This is a genomic window from Streptomyces sp. DG2A-72 (assembly GCF_030499575.1).
Taxonomy (GTDB): Bacteria; Actinomycetota; Actinomycetes; order Streptomycetales; family Streptomycetaceae; genus Streptomyces.
Window position 1 is genome coordinate 2,084,841 of the sequence record NZ_JASTLC010000001.1, and the last position, 14,266, is coordinate 2,099,106.

Genomic DNA, 14,266 nt, shown 5'->3' on the forward strand with positions numbered 1-14,266 from the left:
TGCCGGATACGGTGGGAGCACCATGAGCGCTTCGCAGACCTCAGAGTTCCCCACCCTTCTCGTCAAGATCTTCGGGAAGGACAGGCCGGGCATCACGGCCGGCCTCTTCGAGACCCTCGCCGCCTACTCGGTCGACGTGGTCGACATCGAGCAGGTCGTCACGCGTGGCCGGATGGTGCTGTGCGTGCTGGTGACCGAGCCGCCGCGAGGGCTCGAAGGGGACCTGCGGGCCACCGTCCACAGCTGGGCGGAGTCGATGAAGATGCAGGCGGAGATCATCTCCGGCACGGGCGACAACCGGCCCCGCGGCCTCGGCCGTTCGCTGGTGACCGTGCTCGGGCATCCGCTCACCGCGGAGGCGACCGCCGCGATCGCGGCCCGTATCACGCGCACCGGCGGCAACATCGACCGTATCTTCCGGCTCGCCAAGTACCCGGTGACAGCGGTCGAGTTCGCGGTGTCCGGCGTGGAGACCGAACCGCTGCGCACCGCCCTGGTGACCGACGCGGCGGCACTGGGTGTCGATGTGGCGGTCGTGGCCGCGGGACTGCACCGGCGCGCACAGCGTCTGGTCGTCATGGACGTGGACTCGACGCTCATCCAGGACGAGGTGATCGAGCTCTTCGCCGCGCACGCGGGCTGCGAGACGGAGGTCGCCGAGGTGACGGCGGCCGCGATGCGTGGGGAGCTCGACTTCGAGCAGTCGCTGCACGCGCGCGTGGCGTTGCTGAAGGGGCTCGACGTCTCGGTGGTGGACAAGGTGCGCAGCGAGGTGCGGCTGACGCCGGGCGCGCGCACGCTGATCCGTACGCTGAAGCGGCTCGGCTACCAAGTGGGCGTCGTGTCGGGTGGGTTCACTCAGGTCACGGATGATCTGAAGGAACGTCTCGGCCTGGACTTCGCGCAGGCCAACACGCTGGAGATCGTCGACGGGAAGCTGACCGGGAGGGTCACCGGCGAGATCGTGGACCGGGCGGGGAAGGCGCGGCTGCTGCGCCGATTCGCCGCCGAGGCGGGTGTGCCGCTGGCGCAGACCGTGGCGATCGGTGACGGTGCCAACGACCTCGACATGCTGAACGCGGCCGGGCTGGGGGTGGCCTTCAACGCCAAGCCGGTCGTCCGCGAGGCCGCGCACACCGCGGTGAACTTCCCGTTCCTCGACACGGTGCTGTACCTGCTGGGCGTCACCCGCGAAGAGGTCGAGGCGGCGGACACCCACGACGAGGGCTGAGCGGACGAGGCCCCGTGCGGACGGGGCATGAGCAGGCGAGGCCGTAGAGATGTACGAGGGGCCCGCACCGGTGCGGTGCCGGGCCCCTTTCCGGTCGCGTGGGGTTATTCGGAGGGTGCCCAGTAGTCGCGCAGGGTGGCCGTGCCCGGTTCCAGGGACTTCCAGGAGCCCTCGAAGGACAGGACCGCGAAGGCGGCGGCGGGGAAGCCGCGGCGGCTCAGCCGCTCCAGGGCGTCACCCTCGGCCGAGCCCGCGAGGATCTCGGCGAGGCCCTGGATGCCCGGGTTGTGGCCGATCAGCAGGACATTCTGCGCGTCGTCGGGGGTTTCGTTGAGCACGGCGATCAGTTCGCCGGGCGAGGCCTCGTAGACCCGCTCCTCATAGACGGTTTTCGGCCGGTGGGGGAATTCCTGGACGGCGAGCTTCCAGGTTTCCCGGGTCCGGGCCGAAGTGGAGCACAGGGCCAGATCGACAGGGATGTGGGTGTCGGCGAGCTTGCGTCCGGCGACTGCGGCGTCCATGCGGCCCCGCTCAGCGAGCGGCCGCTCGTGGTCGGTCACCTGTGGCCAGTCGGCTTTCGCATGCCGGAAGAGGACGATCCTGCGGGGTTCTGCGACGCTCATGCGTCCCAGCTTCGCATGAAACACGCCAACGGGCGCAGGGAGTTGACGGGCGGCTCAGCAGGTGTTCAGCGCGATATCAGCTGCAGAATATGCTCGAAGAGCTGGGTGATCGCCGGGTCCGTGGTCGCCGCGTGCGCGTCGGACGGGTTGAGTATCAGCAGGAGCAGGGTGACGAACGCGAGCGCGGGGAGAGCCAGGGCCCACCAGGGCAGCCTGATGTCCGGACGGCCCGAGCGCGCCGGGTGGAGCCGGGTCTGCATAGGGGCCGACATGACGCCTCCGTGAGTCTTCGAGTGATCCGTGTCCGCCGCTCGCGGTCACACCTCGAAGTTACGGACTCCCGGGCCCTCAACCCATCCGGTGATCCACCCAGTTGACCCTGACACTCGCCCCCTAGGGGATGGTGGTGCTAGCCCCACCATCGGACCCGCGGGCGGTCACGGCGAGGCGATCGTCACGGCGAAGCGATCGTCGCGATGATGGCGATGATCACGAAGATGGCGAAGAACGAGCCGAAGACGAGGAGCATCTTCTTCTGGCCGTTCTGCGGGTTCGGGTCGAGCACTGGCGACATGCGCCCAGTGTCGCACCCGTCGAACAGGCCCGGTCTGCGGGGGTGGGGCTCAGCGGGCCGCCTCGTCCTCCACCGTGCGGTCGCGGCCCGCCAGGACGCCCACGACCATCTGGGGGATCATCAAGCCGGTCATGAGCGCGATCGGCAGGCCCCAGCCGCCGCTGTGCTGGTAGAGGACGCCCACCAGGAGCGGGCCGGGGATGGAGATCAGATACCCCGTGCTCTGCGCGAACGCCGACAGCTGGGCGACGCCCGCGCCGGTCCTGGCCCGCATCCCGACCATGGTGAGGGACAGCGGGAACGCGCAGTTGGACACGCCGAGCAGCAGTGCCCAGGCCCAGGCGCCGCCGGCCGGCGCAGCGTACAGGCCGGCGTATCCGGCGAGCCCGCAGACGCCGAGCGCGATCACGATCGGGCCCTGATGGGGCAGCCGGCCGGCCACGCGCGGGATGACGAAGGCGAGCGGCACGCCCATCACCATGGTGGCGGCCAGCAGCAGCCCGGCCGTGCCGGCGGGTACGCCCGCGTCGCGGAAGATCTGCGCCATCCAGCCCATCGTGATGTAGGCGGCGGTGGCCTGGAGCCCGAAGAAGACGGCGAGCGCCCAGGCGGTACGGCTGCGGGTGATGCGCAGAGCGGGCTCCACGCGCGCGTGCGCCTCGGTGCCGGGCTCCACGCGCGGGTGCACCTCGGCAGGCGGCAGCGCCCCCCGCTGCCGTACGAGCGGGATCCACGGCAGTACGGCCACCGCCGCGAGCCCCGCCCACACCGCCAGCCCGGACTGCCAACTGCCGCCCAGCACGTCGGCCATGGGCACGGTCACAGCCGCCGCGGCGGCGGTGCCGAGGGCGAGGGCCATCGAGTACAGGCCGGTCATGGAGCCGACCCGGTCCGGGAACCAGCGCTTGACGATGACCGGCATGAGGACGTTGCTGACGGCGATGCCCATGAGCGCGAGGGCGCTGGCGGCCAGGAATCCGGGCACGCTCCCGGCGTACGGCCGGATCAGCAGGCCCGCGGTGATGGCGGCCATGCCGGCGCAGACGACCGCGCCCGGCCCGAAGCGGCGGGCGAGCCGCGGGGCCATGACGCCGAACACGGCGAAGCAGAGCGGGGGCACCGAGGTGAGCAGGCCGGCCACGCTGCCGCTCATGCCGAGCCCGTCGCGGACCTCTTCCAGGAGGGCACCGAGGCTGGTGATGGCGGGGCGGAGGTTGACGGCGGCGAGCACGATGCCGAGGACGACAAGCCGGGTCGTCCACGCGCGCGTGGAGGTCGGGGATTCGCCTGTCATGGGTGCCGAGCCGCGTATCGTCGGGGGCTTTGTCGTCCGGGTTTCCTCGCGTGCCATGAAGCCCATCATAGAATCATGGGATGATTGGTTGTCCACCCTCCGGCCGCTTCCGGTCGACCGTCCCGTGCGAAGGTGAGCCATGCCCCTGAGTCACCCCCGCAGGTCGGCGCTGTCCGAGCAGGTCATCGCCGCGCTGCGGAACCAGATCACCTCGGGTGAGTGGCCGGTCGGCTCGCGCATCCCGACGGAGCCCGAGCTGGTCGAGCAGCTCGGCGTCGCCCGCAACACGGTGCGTGAGGCCGTCCGCGCACTCGCGCACAACGGCCTGCTGGACATCCGCCAGGGCTCCGGCACCTATGTGGTCGCGACCAGTGAGCTGGCGGGCGTGATGCACCGCCGCTTCGCCGACGCCGACCCGCGGCACATCGCCGAACTGCGCTCCACACTGGAGTCCGGCGCCGCGAGGCTGGCCGCCGAGCGGCGTACCGAGAAGGACCTCAAGCAGCTCGACGCGCTGCTGGTGCGGCGCGAGGAGGCGTGGGCGTCGGGCGACGCGGAGGCCTTCGTGGCGGCGGACGCGACCTTCCACCTGGCGGTGGTGGCCGCCTCCCACAACGACGCGATGACGGCCATGTACGCGGACCTGAGCGAGGTGCTGCGGGACTGGCTGCGCGAGGACGTCGGCCAGGAGCTGACGCCGGAGACGTACATGGACCACACACGGCTCGTCGACGCGATCCGGGCGGGCGACACGGCGGCAGCGGCAGCGGAGGCCGCGAGCTATCCGTTCCTGTGCCGTCCCGGCCGGTTCACAGCGCCCGCTTCCGGTGACTGACCCACACCGAGCGGACCTCTTTCCAGCAGCGGCCGGTCAGCCGCACGGTCTGCGCGGGTCCCGCGTCGACCGCGGCGCCGTCGCTGTCGACGTCCCACCAGCGGTCGCACTCGATGTGCAGACGGACGCTGTCCGTTCGCGGATACGGGTTGTGGCAGAACGCGGTCACGTAGGAGCCGATGACCCTGCTGCGGCACGCCGCGCCGAACGGCTCCGGTGCGGCGGCTTGCCGTACCTTCACGCGCGCGTGGGGCATCGCCTCGTACGACAGGGAGAGCACGAGAGCGACGGCGACGGTCACTGAGGCCAGGCTGCGGGACATGCGCACAACGGGACCTCCTCGGCCGTGCTGGGGAGGGAAGCGTGTGGTGAACGCGTAATCCAGGGTGTGCGGTGGTCGCCCTTCCGCGCCCGGCGGGTGGGCCGAACGGGTGACGTGCCAAGGGCCCGCGCCCCGGAAAGGAACGCGAGCCCTCTGCTGGATCGGTCGTGCGTCACGCACCGATGGCGTGCAGACCCCCGTCGACGTGGATGATCTCGCCGGTGGTCTTGGGGAACCAGTCGCTGAGCAGGGCGACGATGCCGCGGCCGGCCGGGTCCGGGTCCTTGAGGTCCCACTCCAGCGGGGCACGGGTGTCCCACACGGAGGCGAGCTCCGAGAAGCCCGGGATGGACTTGGCGGCCATGGAACCGATGGGGCCCGCGGAGATGAGGTTGCAGCGGATGTTCTGCTTGCCCAGGTCACGCGCCATGTAGCGGCTGGTGGCCTCCAGGGCGGCCTTGGCCGGGCCCATCCAGTCGTACTGCGGCCAGGCGTACTGCGCGTCGAAGGTGAGGCCGACGACCGAGCCGCCGTTCTGCATCAGCGGCAGGCAGGCCATGGTCAGCGACTTCAGGGAGTACGCCGAGACGTGCATGGCCGTGGCGACCGACTCGAACGGCGTGTTGAGGAAGTTGCCGCCGAGCGCGTCCTGCGGCGCGAAGCCGATGGAGTGAACGACGCCGTCGAGGCCGCCGAGCTCCTCGCCGACGATGTCGGCCAGGCGGCCGAGGTGCTCGTCGTTGGTGACGTCGAGCTCGATGACCTTGGTGGGCTTGGGGAGCTTCTTGGCGATGCGCTCGGTCAGCGTGGGCCGCGGGAACGCGGTCAGGATGATCTCGGCGCCCTGCTCCTGGGCCAGCTTGGCGGCGTGGAAGGCGATGGACGACTCCATCAGCACACCGGTGATCAGGACGCGCTTGCCCTCGAGAATTCCGCTCATGGTGATCAGTGACCCATTCCCAGTCCGCCGTCAACGGGAATGACGGCTCCAGTGATGTACGAGGCGTCGTCCGAGGCGAGGAACCGCACCGCCGCGGCGACCTCGTCCGGCTGCGCGTACCGGCCGAGCGGCACCTGCGACACGATGGCGGCCCGCTGCTCGTCGGTGAGCACCTTCGTCATGTCGGTGTCGACGAAGCCGGGCGCGACGACGTTGAAGGTGATGTTGCGTGAGCCCAGCTCACGGGCGAGGGAACGCGCGAAGCCGACCAGGGCGGCCTTGGAGGCGGCGTAGTTCGACTGACCAGGACCGCCGTACAGCCCGACCACCGAGGAGATGAGGACGACACGGCCCTTCTTGGCGCGCAGCATGCCGCGGTTGGCGCGCTTGACGACACGGAAGGTGCCGGTGAGGTTGGTGTCGACGACCGAGGTGAAGTCCTCCTCGGTCATACGCATCAGGAGCTGGTCCTTGGTGATGCCGGCGTTGGCGATCAGGACCTCGACGGGCCCGTGCGCGTCCTCGATCTCCTTGTAGGCCTGCTCCACCTGCTCGGGGTCGGTGATGTCGCACTTGACGGCGAGGAAGCCGGCGGGCGGCTCACCGGAACGGTAGGTGATGGCGACCTTGTCGCCGGCGTCGACGAATGCGCGGGCGATGGCGAGGCCGATGCCCCGGTTGCCTCCGGTGACGAGAACCGAGCGGCTCAACGGATCACCCTTTCACTAGCGGTTGGTACCCCCGCCCGAACACCTGGATGACAGGCGGCTTCCCTCGAAACCTATCGGTCCGCAACATCGGCCGCCGACGTCGGGGATGACAGGGCGAAGGGGTGCTGTCTGTAGGGTTCTCACAGACAGCACCTCTTCGGCGGACACTCGCCCGGCGGGCTCAGTCCGTCATGCCGGGAGCGTGGGCGGGGAGCCCTGCTGACCTGGCTGTGTCCAGCATCCGCTTGTCATAGGTCACCAGCGCCGTGAGGTTCTCTCCCAGACTGAGCGCGCTGGCCACATGAACGGCGTCCAGCGTGCGCAGGCGGCCGGTCAGTGCGGAGGCCGCCCGGCGCACCTCCGCGGTCAGTAGAATCTCACCGACTCCGCGCTCCAGCTCGGCCATGGCGTCAGGGAACGTCCCCGTGAGGTCGAGTGTGCGAGTCGTCTCGACAAAGCCCAGGCTGCTGGTGGCCATGGGGCGGCTTCCCCGGTCGCCGAGAAAGGCGTCCAGCGCGGTCCAGTAGTTGCGCTGTGACATCCATGTGACCAGCGCCGAGGAATCCATGTAGATCACCGGTAGTCCTCCTCGCGCTCCGCGAGGAGGGTGGCGAGCGGATCGACGTCGTCGGGTACGTCGTAGCGCGGCATGCCATGGCGGTCGGCCGCCGTGTACTCGGGCAGCCTGATCTTGCCCTCCGCCACGAGGTGCGCGTATCGCTGCATAGGGCTTTCCGCCGGGGTCACTATGGCGATGACGTTGCCATGGCGGGTGACCTCGACGGTCTCCCCCTTCTCCACGCGGGCGAAGACGGCGCTGGGATTGTAGGAGAACTCACGGACGGAAACGGCGCTCATGACGGGCTCCTTCGCTGCGGCAGGGCACAGCACATTGTGCCTACATCTCTACAATGGTACCCACATCACTGAGGGTGTTCAGGTGATCTTCCGGGAGGTGCCGGCGCTGCCGCATCGCCTGTTCACACCAACGCGGGATTCCCACAGCATTTCTTGTATTTGCGCTCCGAGCCGCACCAACAGGGGGCGTTGCGGGGCGGGGGCCACGCTTCGGTTTCTCCGGTCCGTGCGAGCTCCGCGGCATATGCCGAGCGCGCCGACGGCGCATCGGAGGTGAGGCCCGCCTGCCGTGCGTGCGCTGCGAGACCGGCGACATCGCCGCGGCCGACGGCGAGATGCGTCGCGCCTTCCTCCGACAGCTGCCGCAGGACCTCTTCGACCTGCCGCAGGTGACCGGCGTGGTCGGTGCCGTAGGCGTCCGCGGAAGCGGGCCAGCGAGCTAGGAGCTCCTCGAATTCGTCCGCTGCCCAGAACAGCACGCAGGTCATGCGGGGCTGGGCTTGGGCGGCACGGTAGGCCTCGGCCTCCTGCTGCACGGCCGCGATCTCGGCCTCCATCGCCTCCGGATCGCTCTCCCAGGTGGCACGTTGTCGCCTCGGATCGTGCAGTTCGTCCGGCGGGCGTGCCGCGCTGAACAGGGGACCTCGGGCCTCGTGCAGTTCGTCGGCGAGGTCGTCGCAGTCGTCGTGCGGCTCGCCGAGAAGTCTGCGGACGCGGTGGCGCCCGGTGACGAGTTGCTCGACCTCCATCGCGCGCTCGGCTCCTTCGACGGACGCCGGGGTGAGCGGGGTGCCCGGACCGAGCGCGTGTGTGATCCCGGCGGTGAACCACTCCATGGCCGCCCGGGGTTCGTCCTTCGACTCCAGCAGTTCGGCGACGTAGTGCCAAGGTCCAGGGTCCTTGGGGTGGCGCGCCCGCAGATCGGCGATCGCTTCCCGGGCCTCGTCCGCCCGGCCCATGTCCCAGAGCGCCTCGGACCGGTACGCCGCGACCATCTCCGGTTCCTCGCAGCCTTCTTCCAGCAGCCGGTCGTAGATAGCGAGCGCCCGGTGGAACTCCTTGGCCAGGGTCCATTCACTCGCGGCTTCCAGAAGGGTTTCCTCGCGGTACTCCGGATACTGGTCGGCCGACTCGTCCATCGCGGTGGCAGCTTCCACGCCGGAGGCGTAGAAGCGGAAGGTGGTCTGAGGCGCGTGCTTGCTGCGTACCTGTGCCTTCAACTTCGTCTTCTTCTTGGGGCGGTGCTTGCTGGACATGCTTCCTCAACTTAGCGGCAGGCAAGGGAGACACGCATTCCTCCTCGGAGTGAGCGAACACCAGGGAGGCTGTCAGGAGTCACGGCGTCGGAGCCGCCGACTCCGTCCGGATGCGGAGCAGTACGCCGGCCAGCTCCCCTATTCGGGCGCGCAACTCCCGGTACGGCAGAGAGAGGTCGACCACGTGGCAGTACAGCCGGATCACCTGGCCAGCCACAGGCACCTCCATGACGTTCTCGTTCCCAGCGGCCGATACGAGGTGCCCTTCGCTGGTCCCGAGGCGTACGCAGTAGGCGAACATCTGGTACAGGTCGGGCCGTTTCGTACCGTCCTTGTATTTGGCATCGACGATGATTGCCGGGACGAGTCGGCGGCCCCCGTCAGGGGGTGGCAGATAGTGGATGAGATCAGGCTTCAGCAGTTCCTTCTTGCCCAGGTCGAGGTGGTGGTCCCGGTCGCGGGGCTCAGCACGGCCGCCGGCTCGGCGCTGGAGTTCCTCGCCCAGGGCGGTGGCAAGGAACGTCTCGAACACCCGCCACATCTCCAGCAGCAGACCATCGACGAGGACGCGGCGGCCGTCGTCGAGTTCGTACGACGCGCCGCGCAGGATCAGCTCGGCGAGGCCGAGGGCCCGTTGGTAGCGGCTGTTGAGCCGGGTCGCCGTCCAAGCGGGCAGCGGCGCTCCCGGCCGTGGCGCGGTTACTCCGTCCAGCTGGGCAACGATTCTGCGCAGCCTGGCTCTGAGAGTGGGATCGAGTCCTGGGAGTCTGATCAGACGGCGAGCGGCCCCGAGCAGGAGGCGATTCTCGCCGATGTCGGGTGTGTGGTCGTCGTAGGTGACTTCCAGGGGCAGGGAGAGGCCGGGACGGCGGCGCAGCTGGGCCGGGGCGCGTAGTCGGCCGCGCAGCATCGGAAGGGTGTCGTCGACCTCGCGGTAGCCGAGCAGTACGCCGGGCCGCAGCGCGCGATCCGCGGCCTCGGTGAAGGCATAGCCGACCGCTGGCAGCAGTTCGTGGCGGGCCCCGGCTTCAACCGGCTCGTCCGACCATTTGGCGTGTCCCGAGGCGTAGGCCAGGAGATAGAGGAGCCGGTCCACAGGGATCTTGGGAGCGATGCGCAGCTGTACGGCGGAGTCGTCGCCGCCGAGCCTGACTCCCCCGACCATGGCTTTGGCTCGAAGCTCGTAGCGATCCCTGGTGCCCTTCTTCTGGCGTCCCGCGGGTTTGATGTCGACGAGTTTCGAGGCACGCTCCCCCGTCAGGACGTGCGCCTGCCCTGGAGTGAGGGTCCAGGTGCTCCAGCCCGCGCCCTCGTCGAGGTCGATCCGGGCGAGGGCGGGTGGGGTGGTCATGCGTCGGCCGGGGTCGGTTCGTCATTGCCCGCAACCGGGGAAGCGGCTGCGAGGTCGGCCGGTGCCTGACTCGGAATCGGAACCGGCTCCGGGATCGGGGGAAGTTCTTCGCGCAGCGAGGCCAAGCCGTACTGGGCGTTGATGTCGATGTCGTCACCCCAGTGGTAGTCGGCGAGCAGGGGCAGGATCTGGGTCCGCCAGAGCCGATCGAGTGCCGCCGGGCCGGTGTGCACGGCGGGCCGCATGAAGTACGAGGGCCCGATGCGGAAGTCCCGGTCGCCGGAGGGGTTTTCGCCGATGCGTTCGTTCAGCGCGTCGAGTAGCAGCGCGGCCTCCTGGGACAGCTCCTTCTTCTCCAGCCAGCGGGACAGCATGGAAGCGGTCGGGTCGGTGCTCGGGTGGAGTTCCATGAAGGAGAAGCGGCGGCGCATGGCCGCGTCCATCAGGGCGATGGAGCGGTCGGAGGTGTTCATGGTGCCGAGGATCACCAGGTTGGGCGGGAGCCTGAAGCGGCGTCCCTCGTCCGAGCCGTAGAGGAGGTGGACGAACTCCTTGCGGTATTCGAGGAGGAAGTAGAGCTCACCGAACACCTTCGCGAGATTGCCGCGGTTGATCTCGTCGATGACCAGGACGAAGACCTCGGCGGGGCGTCGGCGGGCGGCGTTCGCCAGCCGCTTCAGAGGGCCTTCGACGAGGTCGAAGGCGATGCCGGAGCCGGTGTCGGTCTGCCCTCGGCCGTCACGCTTGCCTGTGCTGTCGGTGGGCGCGGCACGTACGGCCCGCGGCCTGAAGCCTTCGAAGAAGTCTTCGTAGGAGTAGGCCGGGTGGAACTGAACCAGACGGAAGTTGGCTTCGCGCCCCGCGGTGAGGTGTCGGGCCAGGGCGAGAGCCGTGTAGGTCTTGCCGGTGCCGGGCGGCCCGTGGAAGATCAACTGGGGCCGGTCCCGGAGCAGTTCCACGCATTCCTGGAGCCAGAATGGGTCTTCCATGGTCAGCTCGTCTGCGAGCTCCTGGGTGGCATCGGGCAGCTCGGCCGTCTCGGAGCCCTCCGTGGGCGCCTGGTCCGGTTCCTCGTCGAGCAGGACCTCCAAGTCCCCGGTGAATTCGGTCAGTTCGACCAGCCGTAGATCGGGGTTGCCGAGCGGGCCCTCCATCTCCCTGGGCAGATGCCGGTACAGGTCGAAGGGAGCGTCCAGGTTGCTCCAGCTCACGGTGCGCTGGAGGGTGGCGCCACCGCCTCCGGAGATCTGCTGGGCGGGGCCGGTGATCGTGCCGAGGTAGGTGTCGCTGCCGTCGGTGGTGACCACGATGTCGCCCTCCCGCATGCGGGACAGGAAGGTGTGGAACTCCGTGGCGGTCTGTACGCGCAGGTTCTGGCTCAGGCTTGAGTATGCCTCGTCGACGACCTCCTGTACCCGCTCGGGGCCGGCACCCTCATCGAGGGTCGGCAACCGGTCGGCGGGCACGGAACAGATGCCTTTCTCCTGCCAAAGCCCGTTGATCAGGCTGCTGCCCCGGCTGTCGTCGCCGCGGACCAGCCAGGCCCGGCGTGGCGGCTCCGCGTCGACGGCGACGTCGCCCCGCGCGGGAACCAGGTCCTTGATCTCCGAAGGTTCGAGGGCCCGGTCCAGCAGTGCGCGCACCGCGCTCGCGCTGGACGCGGGTTCGTCGTAGACACCGTCCCTCACGAGCAGGTTGCGCCACTCGTCGAGTTCCACGGGAGAGAGTCCCAGCTCCTCGGAAACCTCCCCGTCCGCCCCAAGGGCGAGGTGCCATCCCTCGGGGCGGGGCCCCAGCAGCCAGGGGAGCAGGAAATCCACGTCCAGCCCGTGGTGCTCCGCCAGATCGGTGACCCGGATCCACTTGCCGGTGTCGGGAAGCGCCGCGAGCGTCTCCGCGACGGCTTCGAAGGCCGCGCGCTCGCTGTCCCAGTAGCCGTAGGACTCCCGCGCTTGCAAGAGGAAATCCACCGCGTCGAACTCTTCGAGCGCCTTACGGCCGGGGCCCGTGAGCCGCCATTGCCGTCCGGTCTTGCGTAGCCAGCCGGCCTTGCCGAGGTTGATGCTCTCGTAACGGAGCCGCTTCTCGACCGCGGTCTCCACCTCGGGGAAGGCCGCGTGCCAGTCGGCTTCCAGATCGGGATCCTCCGCCTGGACAAGCTCCCAGACCTGCCGGAACGCGAGACCGTGCCCTTCCGGCTGCCGCGCCAGGATCCGCGCGGCCACCTGCACCACGCGCGCCGTGAGATCGAATGCGGTGGTCATGGACTCCCCCCTTGTCCCCTTGTTGTCCCCGTACCGGCGTACCGGCCTCGCGAGATCAACTGCCAGTGTCGTACAAGATATCGGCGACCACTGACAATTCCCCGGCCAGGTGTGTTGCCGCAGGTCAGGAACAGTTCGAGTCGCTTACGGCGGAGGCTCGACCGATCAGGCGGGGCAGCCCGTCGGGACCCGGCACCGGATCTGCTTCCCGATCGGCGACCGGCACACATGCCACCCCGGTGCAAGCAGGTCCAGCAGCCCCAGCCCACGCCCCGACTCGGCCTCCGGGTCGTGCAGCGCGATCCCGCGCGGCCTCGGAAGTACGCGCGGGTCCGGGTCGTGCACGTTGACCGCAATCCCGAAGCTGGCCACGTACACCTCCACCACCAGCGGTACGTGATCCCCGCAGGCCCGCACCGAATTGCCGACCAACTCCGAGACGACCAACTGGGCGGTCTCGGCGGCCTCCGTGTCGGCGCCGTAGTCCGCCAGCACCTTGACGATCAGCCCGCGCAGGAGGCGAAAGGCGTCGGCGGACGCGCTGAGGTGCGCGGCGAAGCCCTGGTTGCGGTGGCGGACGTAGAGGCCCGGGGCGGGCGGAGGGAGAGGGTGGATGAGTCGGGGGTCCGGGTCTTCGTCGGGGTCGCGATGGTTGGTGGGGGCGGGAAGGCGGGTTTGGGTGGGGTCGGGCATGGGACCTCCGGCCTGGGATGTGCGCGGGTGCGCGTTGGGCGTTCCGCCGCTGCGCGGGCAAGTGGCCTTCAACGGCGCCTCCTTGAGGTCGAGCATGCAGCTCGAACGACTTGATTCGCAAGTTTGTCACCTGAATTGATGGCTGGACAGTTTGTTCTATCGACTTGCACAACAGCCGAGTGGAAGACTCCCGACATGCCAAACGTGCGCCCCGTACCTACTGTCCGACGCCGACGCCTCGGCGAAGCCCTCCGCCGCTACCGGAACGCCGCCGGGCTGACACTCGACGCGGCAGCCGAGGTCATGGGGTGGATCGGCCCCAAGCTGTCCCGGATCGAGACGGCGAACGCCCACATCCGGCCCGCTGAGGTGTCGCCCCTACTGAAGGCGTACGGCATCGACGACCCCGAGGTGATCAACGCTCTGGAAGGGCTGGCCAAGGACGCCCGCAAGCAGGGCTGGTGGCAGACGTACAGCGGAATCGTGTCGCCCAGCTACGCGGACTACATCTCGTTGGAATCCGATGCCGAGAGCGTCCACGAGTTCGCCCCGCTCCTGATCCCCGGCCTTTTGCAAACCGCCGCGTACGCGCGCGAGACCATTGCTGCCAACGCCATCACCCGCGCGCCCGAGGAAGTCGCCGCCCTCGCGGAGGTCCGCCAGGCCCGCCAGGCGGTACTCACTCGGACCGGGCACCCCTTGAAGGTGTGGGCAGTCATTCACGAGGCCGTCCTGCATCAGCGTTTCGCCGTGCGCCCCAACACTACGCGCGACCAGCTACGACGCCTGCTGGACGTCTCCGAGATGCCCAACGTGACGCTTCAGGTCATGCCGCTCGACGCCACTCCCCACCCGGGAAGTGTGGGCGGCTTCAGCCTCGTCGGCTTCCCCGGCCCCATGCCGGACGTCGTGCTGCTGGAGAATCTCATCGGATCGTCTTACGTTGAAGGCATCAGCGAAGTACGCACTTTCGCCGACGCCTTCGAACGCATCGTCGCCGCTGCCCTGCCGACCGATGATTCGTTGGCCCTGATCGCCCGGATGGAAGAGAGACAACGTAAGTGAACGACGAGCGCAAGGCGGAGCTGTACGCCCACGACCTCTCGGCAGCCGTCTGGTGTAAGGCGTCCGCCAGCGGCGGCGAGGGCAACTGCGTCGAAGTCGCCGACCTCCCCGGCGGCGGCAAAGCCGTGCGTGACTCGAAGCGGCCCCAGGTCGAGCCCTTGCGGTACACCGCGTCCGAGTGGGCCGCGTTCCGCGAGGGCGTGATCTCCGGGGAACTCTGACCCGATGCGCCGCACGCCGATGGCCGCCT

17 protein-coding genes are annotated in these 14,266 nt (G+C 69.2%); 4 read left to right on the forward strand and 13 right to left on the reverse strand.

What is annotated here, in order from left to right; genetic code table 11:
• The first annotated feature begins 22 nt into the window (after positions 1-22).
• Positions 23-1,231 (forward strand): phosphoserine phosphatase SerB, encoded by a 1,209-nt coding sequence (serB, locus tag QQY66_RS10010; protein WP_301978778.1) that lies wholly within the window; start codon positions 23-25, stop codon positions 1,229-1,231.
• A gap of 104 nt (positions 1,232-1,335) precedes the next feature.
• On the opposite strand, the gene QQY66_RS10015 is transcribed toward serB, so the two are convergent.
• From QQY66_RS10015 to QQY66_RS10030, 4 genes are all read right to left on the reverse strand, one after another.
• On the reverse strand, positions 1,336-1,854 hold the full coding sequence (locus tag QQY66_RS10015) for a histidine phosphatase family protein (RefSeq protein WP_301978780.1): 519 nt from the start codon (positions 1,852-1,854) through the stop codon (positions 1,336-1,338).
• Positions 1,855-1,919: 65 nt separating this feature from the next.
• The gene (locus QQY66_RS10020) at positions 1,920-2,126 is read right to left on the reverse strand and encodes a hypothetical protein (RefSeq protein WP_301978781.1); all 207 of its coding nucleotides are present in this window, start codon (positions 2,124-2,126) and stop codon (positions 1,920-1,922) included.
• Between the two features lie 182 nt (positions 2,127-2,308).
• Positions 2,309-2,428: an SGM_5486 family transporter-associated protein gene (locus QQY66_RS10025; protein ID WP_260859621.1), complete on the reverse strand. Its 120-nt coding sequence runs from the start codon at positions 2,426-2,428 to the stop codon at positions 2,309-2,311.
• 49 nt (positions 2,429-2,477) lie between these two features.
• Positions 2,478-3,791 carry a CynX/NimT family MFS transporter gene (locus QQY66_RS10030; protein WP_301978782.1) on the reverse strand — a complete coding sequence of 438 codons (1,314 nt, stop codon included), beginning with the start codon at positions 3,789-3,791 and terminating at the stop codon, positions 2,478-2,480.
• A 70-nt stretch (positions 3,792-3,861) separates the two neighbouring features.
• Between QQY66_RS10030 and QQY66_RS10035 the strand changes: the two genes are divergently transcribed.
• Positions 3,862-4,557, forward strand: a complete 696-nt coding sequence (locus QQY66_RS10035; protein WP_301978783.1) for a FadR/GntR family transcriptional regulator — start codon at positions 3,862-3,864, stop codon at positions 4,555-4,557.
• Here QQY66_RS10035 and QQY66_RS10040 read toward each other — a convergent pair.
• From QQY66_RS10040 to QQY66_RS10080, 9 genes are all read right to left on the reverse strand, one after another.
• Positions 4,532-4,885 (reverse strand): hypothetical protein, encoded by a 354-nt coding sequence (locus QQY66_RS10040; protein ID WP_301978784.1) that lies wholly within the window; start codon positions 4,883-4,885, stop codon positions 4,532-4,534. The genes QQY66_RS10035 and QQY66_RS10040 overlap by 26 nt on opposite strands.
• Before the next feature lie 166 nt (positions 4,886-5,051).
• Positions 5,052-5,819: an enoyl-ACP reductase FabI gene (gene fabI, locus QQY66_RS10045; RefSeq protein WP_301978785.1), complete on the reverse strand. Its 768-nt coding sequence runs from the start codon at positions 5,817-5,819 to the stop codon at positions 5,052-5,054.
• Positions 5,820-5,824: 5 nt separating this feature from the next.
• On the reverse strand, positions 5,825-6,529 hold the full coding sequence (gene fabG / locus QQY66_RS10050; protein WP_301978786.1) for a 3-oxoacyl-[acyl-carrier-protein] reductase: 705 nt from the start codon (positions 6,527-6,529) through the stop codon (positions 5,825-5,827).
• Between the two features lie 181 nt (positions 6,530-6,710).
• The gene (locus QQY66_RS10055) at positions 6,711-7,097 is read right to left on the reverse strand and encodes a PIN domain-containing protein (RefSeq protein WP_301987255.1); all 387 of its coding nucleotides are present in this window, start codon (positions 7,095-7,097) and stop codon (positions 6,711-6,713) included.
• Positions 7,098-7,102: 5 nt separating this feature from the next.
• Positions 7,103-7,387 carry a type II toxin-antitoxin system Phd/YefM family antitoxin gene (locus tag QQY66_RS10060; RefSeq protein WP_301978787.1) on the reverse strand — a complete coding sequence of 95 codons (285 nt, stop codon included), beginning with the start codon at positions 7,385-7,387 and terminating at the stop codon, positions 7,103-7,105.
• A 122-nt stretch (positions 7,388-7,509) separates the two neighbouring features.
• Complete coding sequence (locus QQY66_RS10065) at positions 7,510-8,643, reverse strand: SEC-C domain-containing protein (RefSeq protein WP_301978788.1); 1,134 nt, start codon at positions 8,641-8,643, stop codon at positions 7,510-7,512.
• A gap of 79 nt (positions 8,644-8,722) precedes the next feature.
• A complete protein-coding gene (locus QQY66_RS10070; RefSeq protein ID WP_301978789.1) occupies positions 8,723-9,994 on the reverse strand; it encodes an McrC family protein in 1,272 nt (423 codons plus the stop codon).
• The gene (locus QQY66_RS10075; protein WP_301978790.1) at positions 9,991-12,258 is read right to left on the reverse strand and encodes an AAA family ATPase; all 2,268 of its coding nucleotides are present in this window, start codon (positions 12,256-12,258) and stop codon (positions 9,991-9,993) included. Before QQY66_RS10075 ends, QQY66_RS10070 begins: the two co-directional genes overlap by 4 nt.
• A 165-nt stretch (positions 12,259-12,423) precedes the next feature.
• A complete protein-coding gene (locus QQY66_RS10080; RefSeq protein ID WP_301978791.1) occupies positions 12,424-12,951 on the reverse strand; it encodes an ATP-binding protein in 528 nt (175 codons plus the stop codon).
• Positions 12,952-13,146: 195 nt separating this feature from the next.
• Here QQY66_RS10080 and QQY66_RS10085 point away from each other — a divergent pair, with 195 nt between their 5' ends.
• Together QQY66_RS10085 and QQY66_RS10090 are read left to right on the forward strand one after the other, a co-directional pair.
• Complete coding sequence (locus QQY66_RS10085; protein ID WP_301987257.1) at positions 13,147-14,016, forward strand: helix-turn-helix transcriptional regulator; 870 nt, start codon at positions 13,147-13,149, stop codon at positions 14,014-14,016.
• Positions 14,013-14,237 carry a DUF397 domain-containing protein gene (locus QQY66_RS10090; RefSeq protein WP_301978792.1) on the forward strand — a complete coding sequence of 75 codons (225 nt, stop codon included), beginning with the start codon at positions 14,013-14,015 and terminating at the stop codon, positions 14,235-14,237. Before QQY66_RS10085 ends, QQY66_RS10090 begins: the two co-directional genes overlap by 4 nt.
• Positions 14,238-14,266 lie beyond the last annotated feature (29 nt).

What these genes read in the sequence shown, in the direction of transcription:
- QQY66_RS10070 (WP_301978789.1), bottom strand. Translation starts at nt 9,994, where the DNA reads ATGACCACCCCACCCGCCCTCGCCCGGATCGACCTCGACGAGGGCGCG.
- QQY66_RS10065 (WP_301978788.1), bottom strand. Translation starts at nt 8,643, where the DNA reads ATGTCCAGCAAGCACCGCCCCAAGAAGAAGACGAAGTTGAAGGCACAG.
- QQY66_RS10035 (WP_301978783.1), top strand. Translation starts at nt 3,862, where the DNA reads ATGCCCCTGAGTCACCCCCGCAGGTCGGCGCTGTCCGAGCAGGTCATC.
- QQY66_RS10075 (WP_301978790.1), bottom strand. Translation starts at nt 12,258, where the DNA reads ATGACCACCGCATTCGATCTCACGGCGCGCGTGGTGCAGGTGGCCGCG.
- QQY66_RS10080 (WP_301978791.1), bottom strand. Translation starts at nt 12,951, where the DNA reads ATGCCCGACCCCACCCAAACCCGCCTTCCCGCCCCCACCAACCATCGC.
- fabI (WP_301978785.1), bottom strand. Translation starts at nt 5,819, where the DNA reads ATGAGCGGAATTCTCGAGGGCAAGCGCGTCCTGATCACCGGTGTGCTG.
- QQY66_RS10085 (WP_301987257.1), top strand. Translation starts at nt 13,147, where the DNA reads ATGCCAAACGTGCGCCCCGTACCTACTGTCCGACGCCGACGCCTCGGC.
- QQY66_RS10060 (WP_301978787.1), bottom strand. Translation starts at nt 7,387, where the DNA reads ATGAGCGCCGTTTCCGTCCGTGAGTTCTCCTACAATCCCAGCGCCGTC.
- serB (WP_301978778.1), top strand. Translation starts at nt 23, where the DNA reads ATGAGCGCTTCGCAGACCTCAGAGTTCCCCACCCTTCTCGTCAAGATC.
- QQY66_RS10055 (WP_301987255.1), bottom strand. Translation starts at nt 7,097, where the DNA reads ATGGATTCCTCGGCGCTGGTCACATGGATGTCACAGCGCAACTACTGG.
- QQY66_RS10025 (WP_260859621.1), bottom strand. Translation starts at nt 2,428, where the DNA reads ATGTCGCCAGTGCTCGACCCGAACCCGCAGAACGGCCAGAAGAAGATG.
- QQY66_RS10030 (WP_301978782.1), bottom strand. Translation starts at nt 3,791, where the DNA reads ATGATGGGCTTCATGGCACGCGAGGAAACCCGGACGACAAAGCCCCCG.
- QQY66_RS10015 (WP_301978780.1), bottom strand. Translation starts at nt 1,854, where the DNA reads ATGAGCGTCGCAGAACCCCGCAGGATCGTCCTCTTCCGGCATGCGAAA.
- QQY66_RS10020 (WP_301978781.1), bottom strand. Translation starts at nt 2,126, where the DNA reads ATGTCGGCCCCTATGCAGACCCGGCTCCACCCGGCGCGCTCGGGCCGT.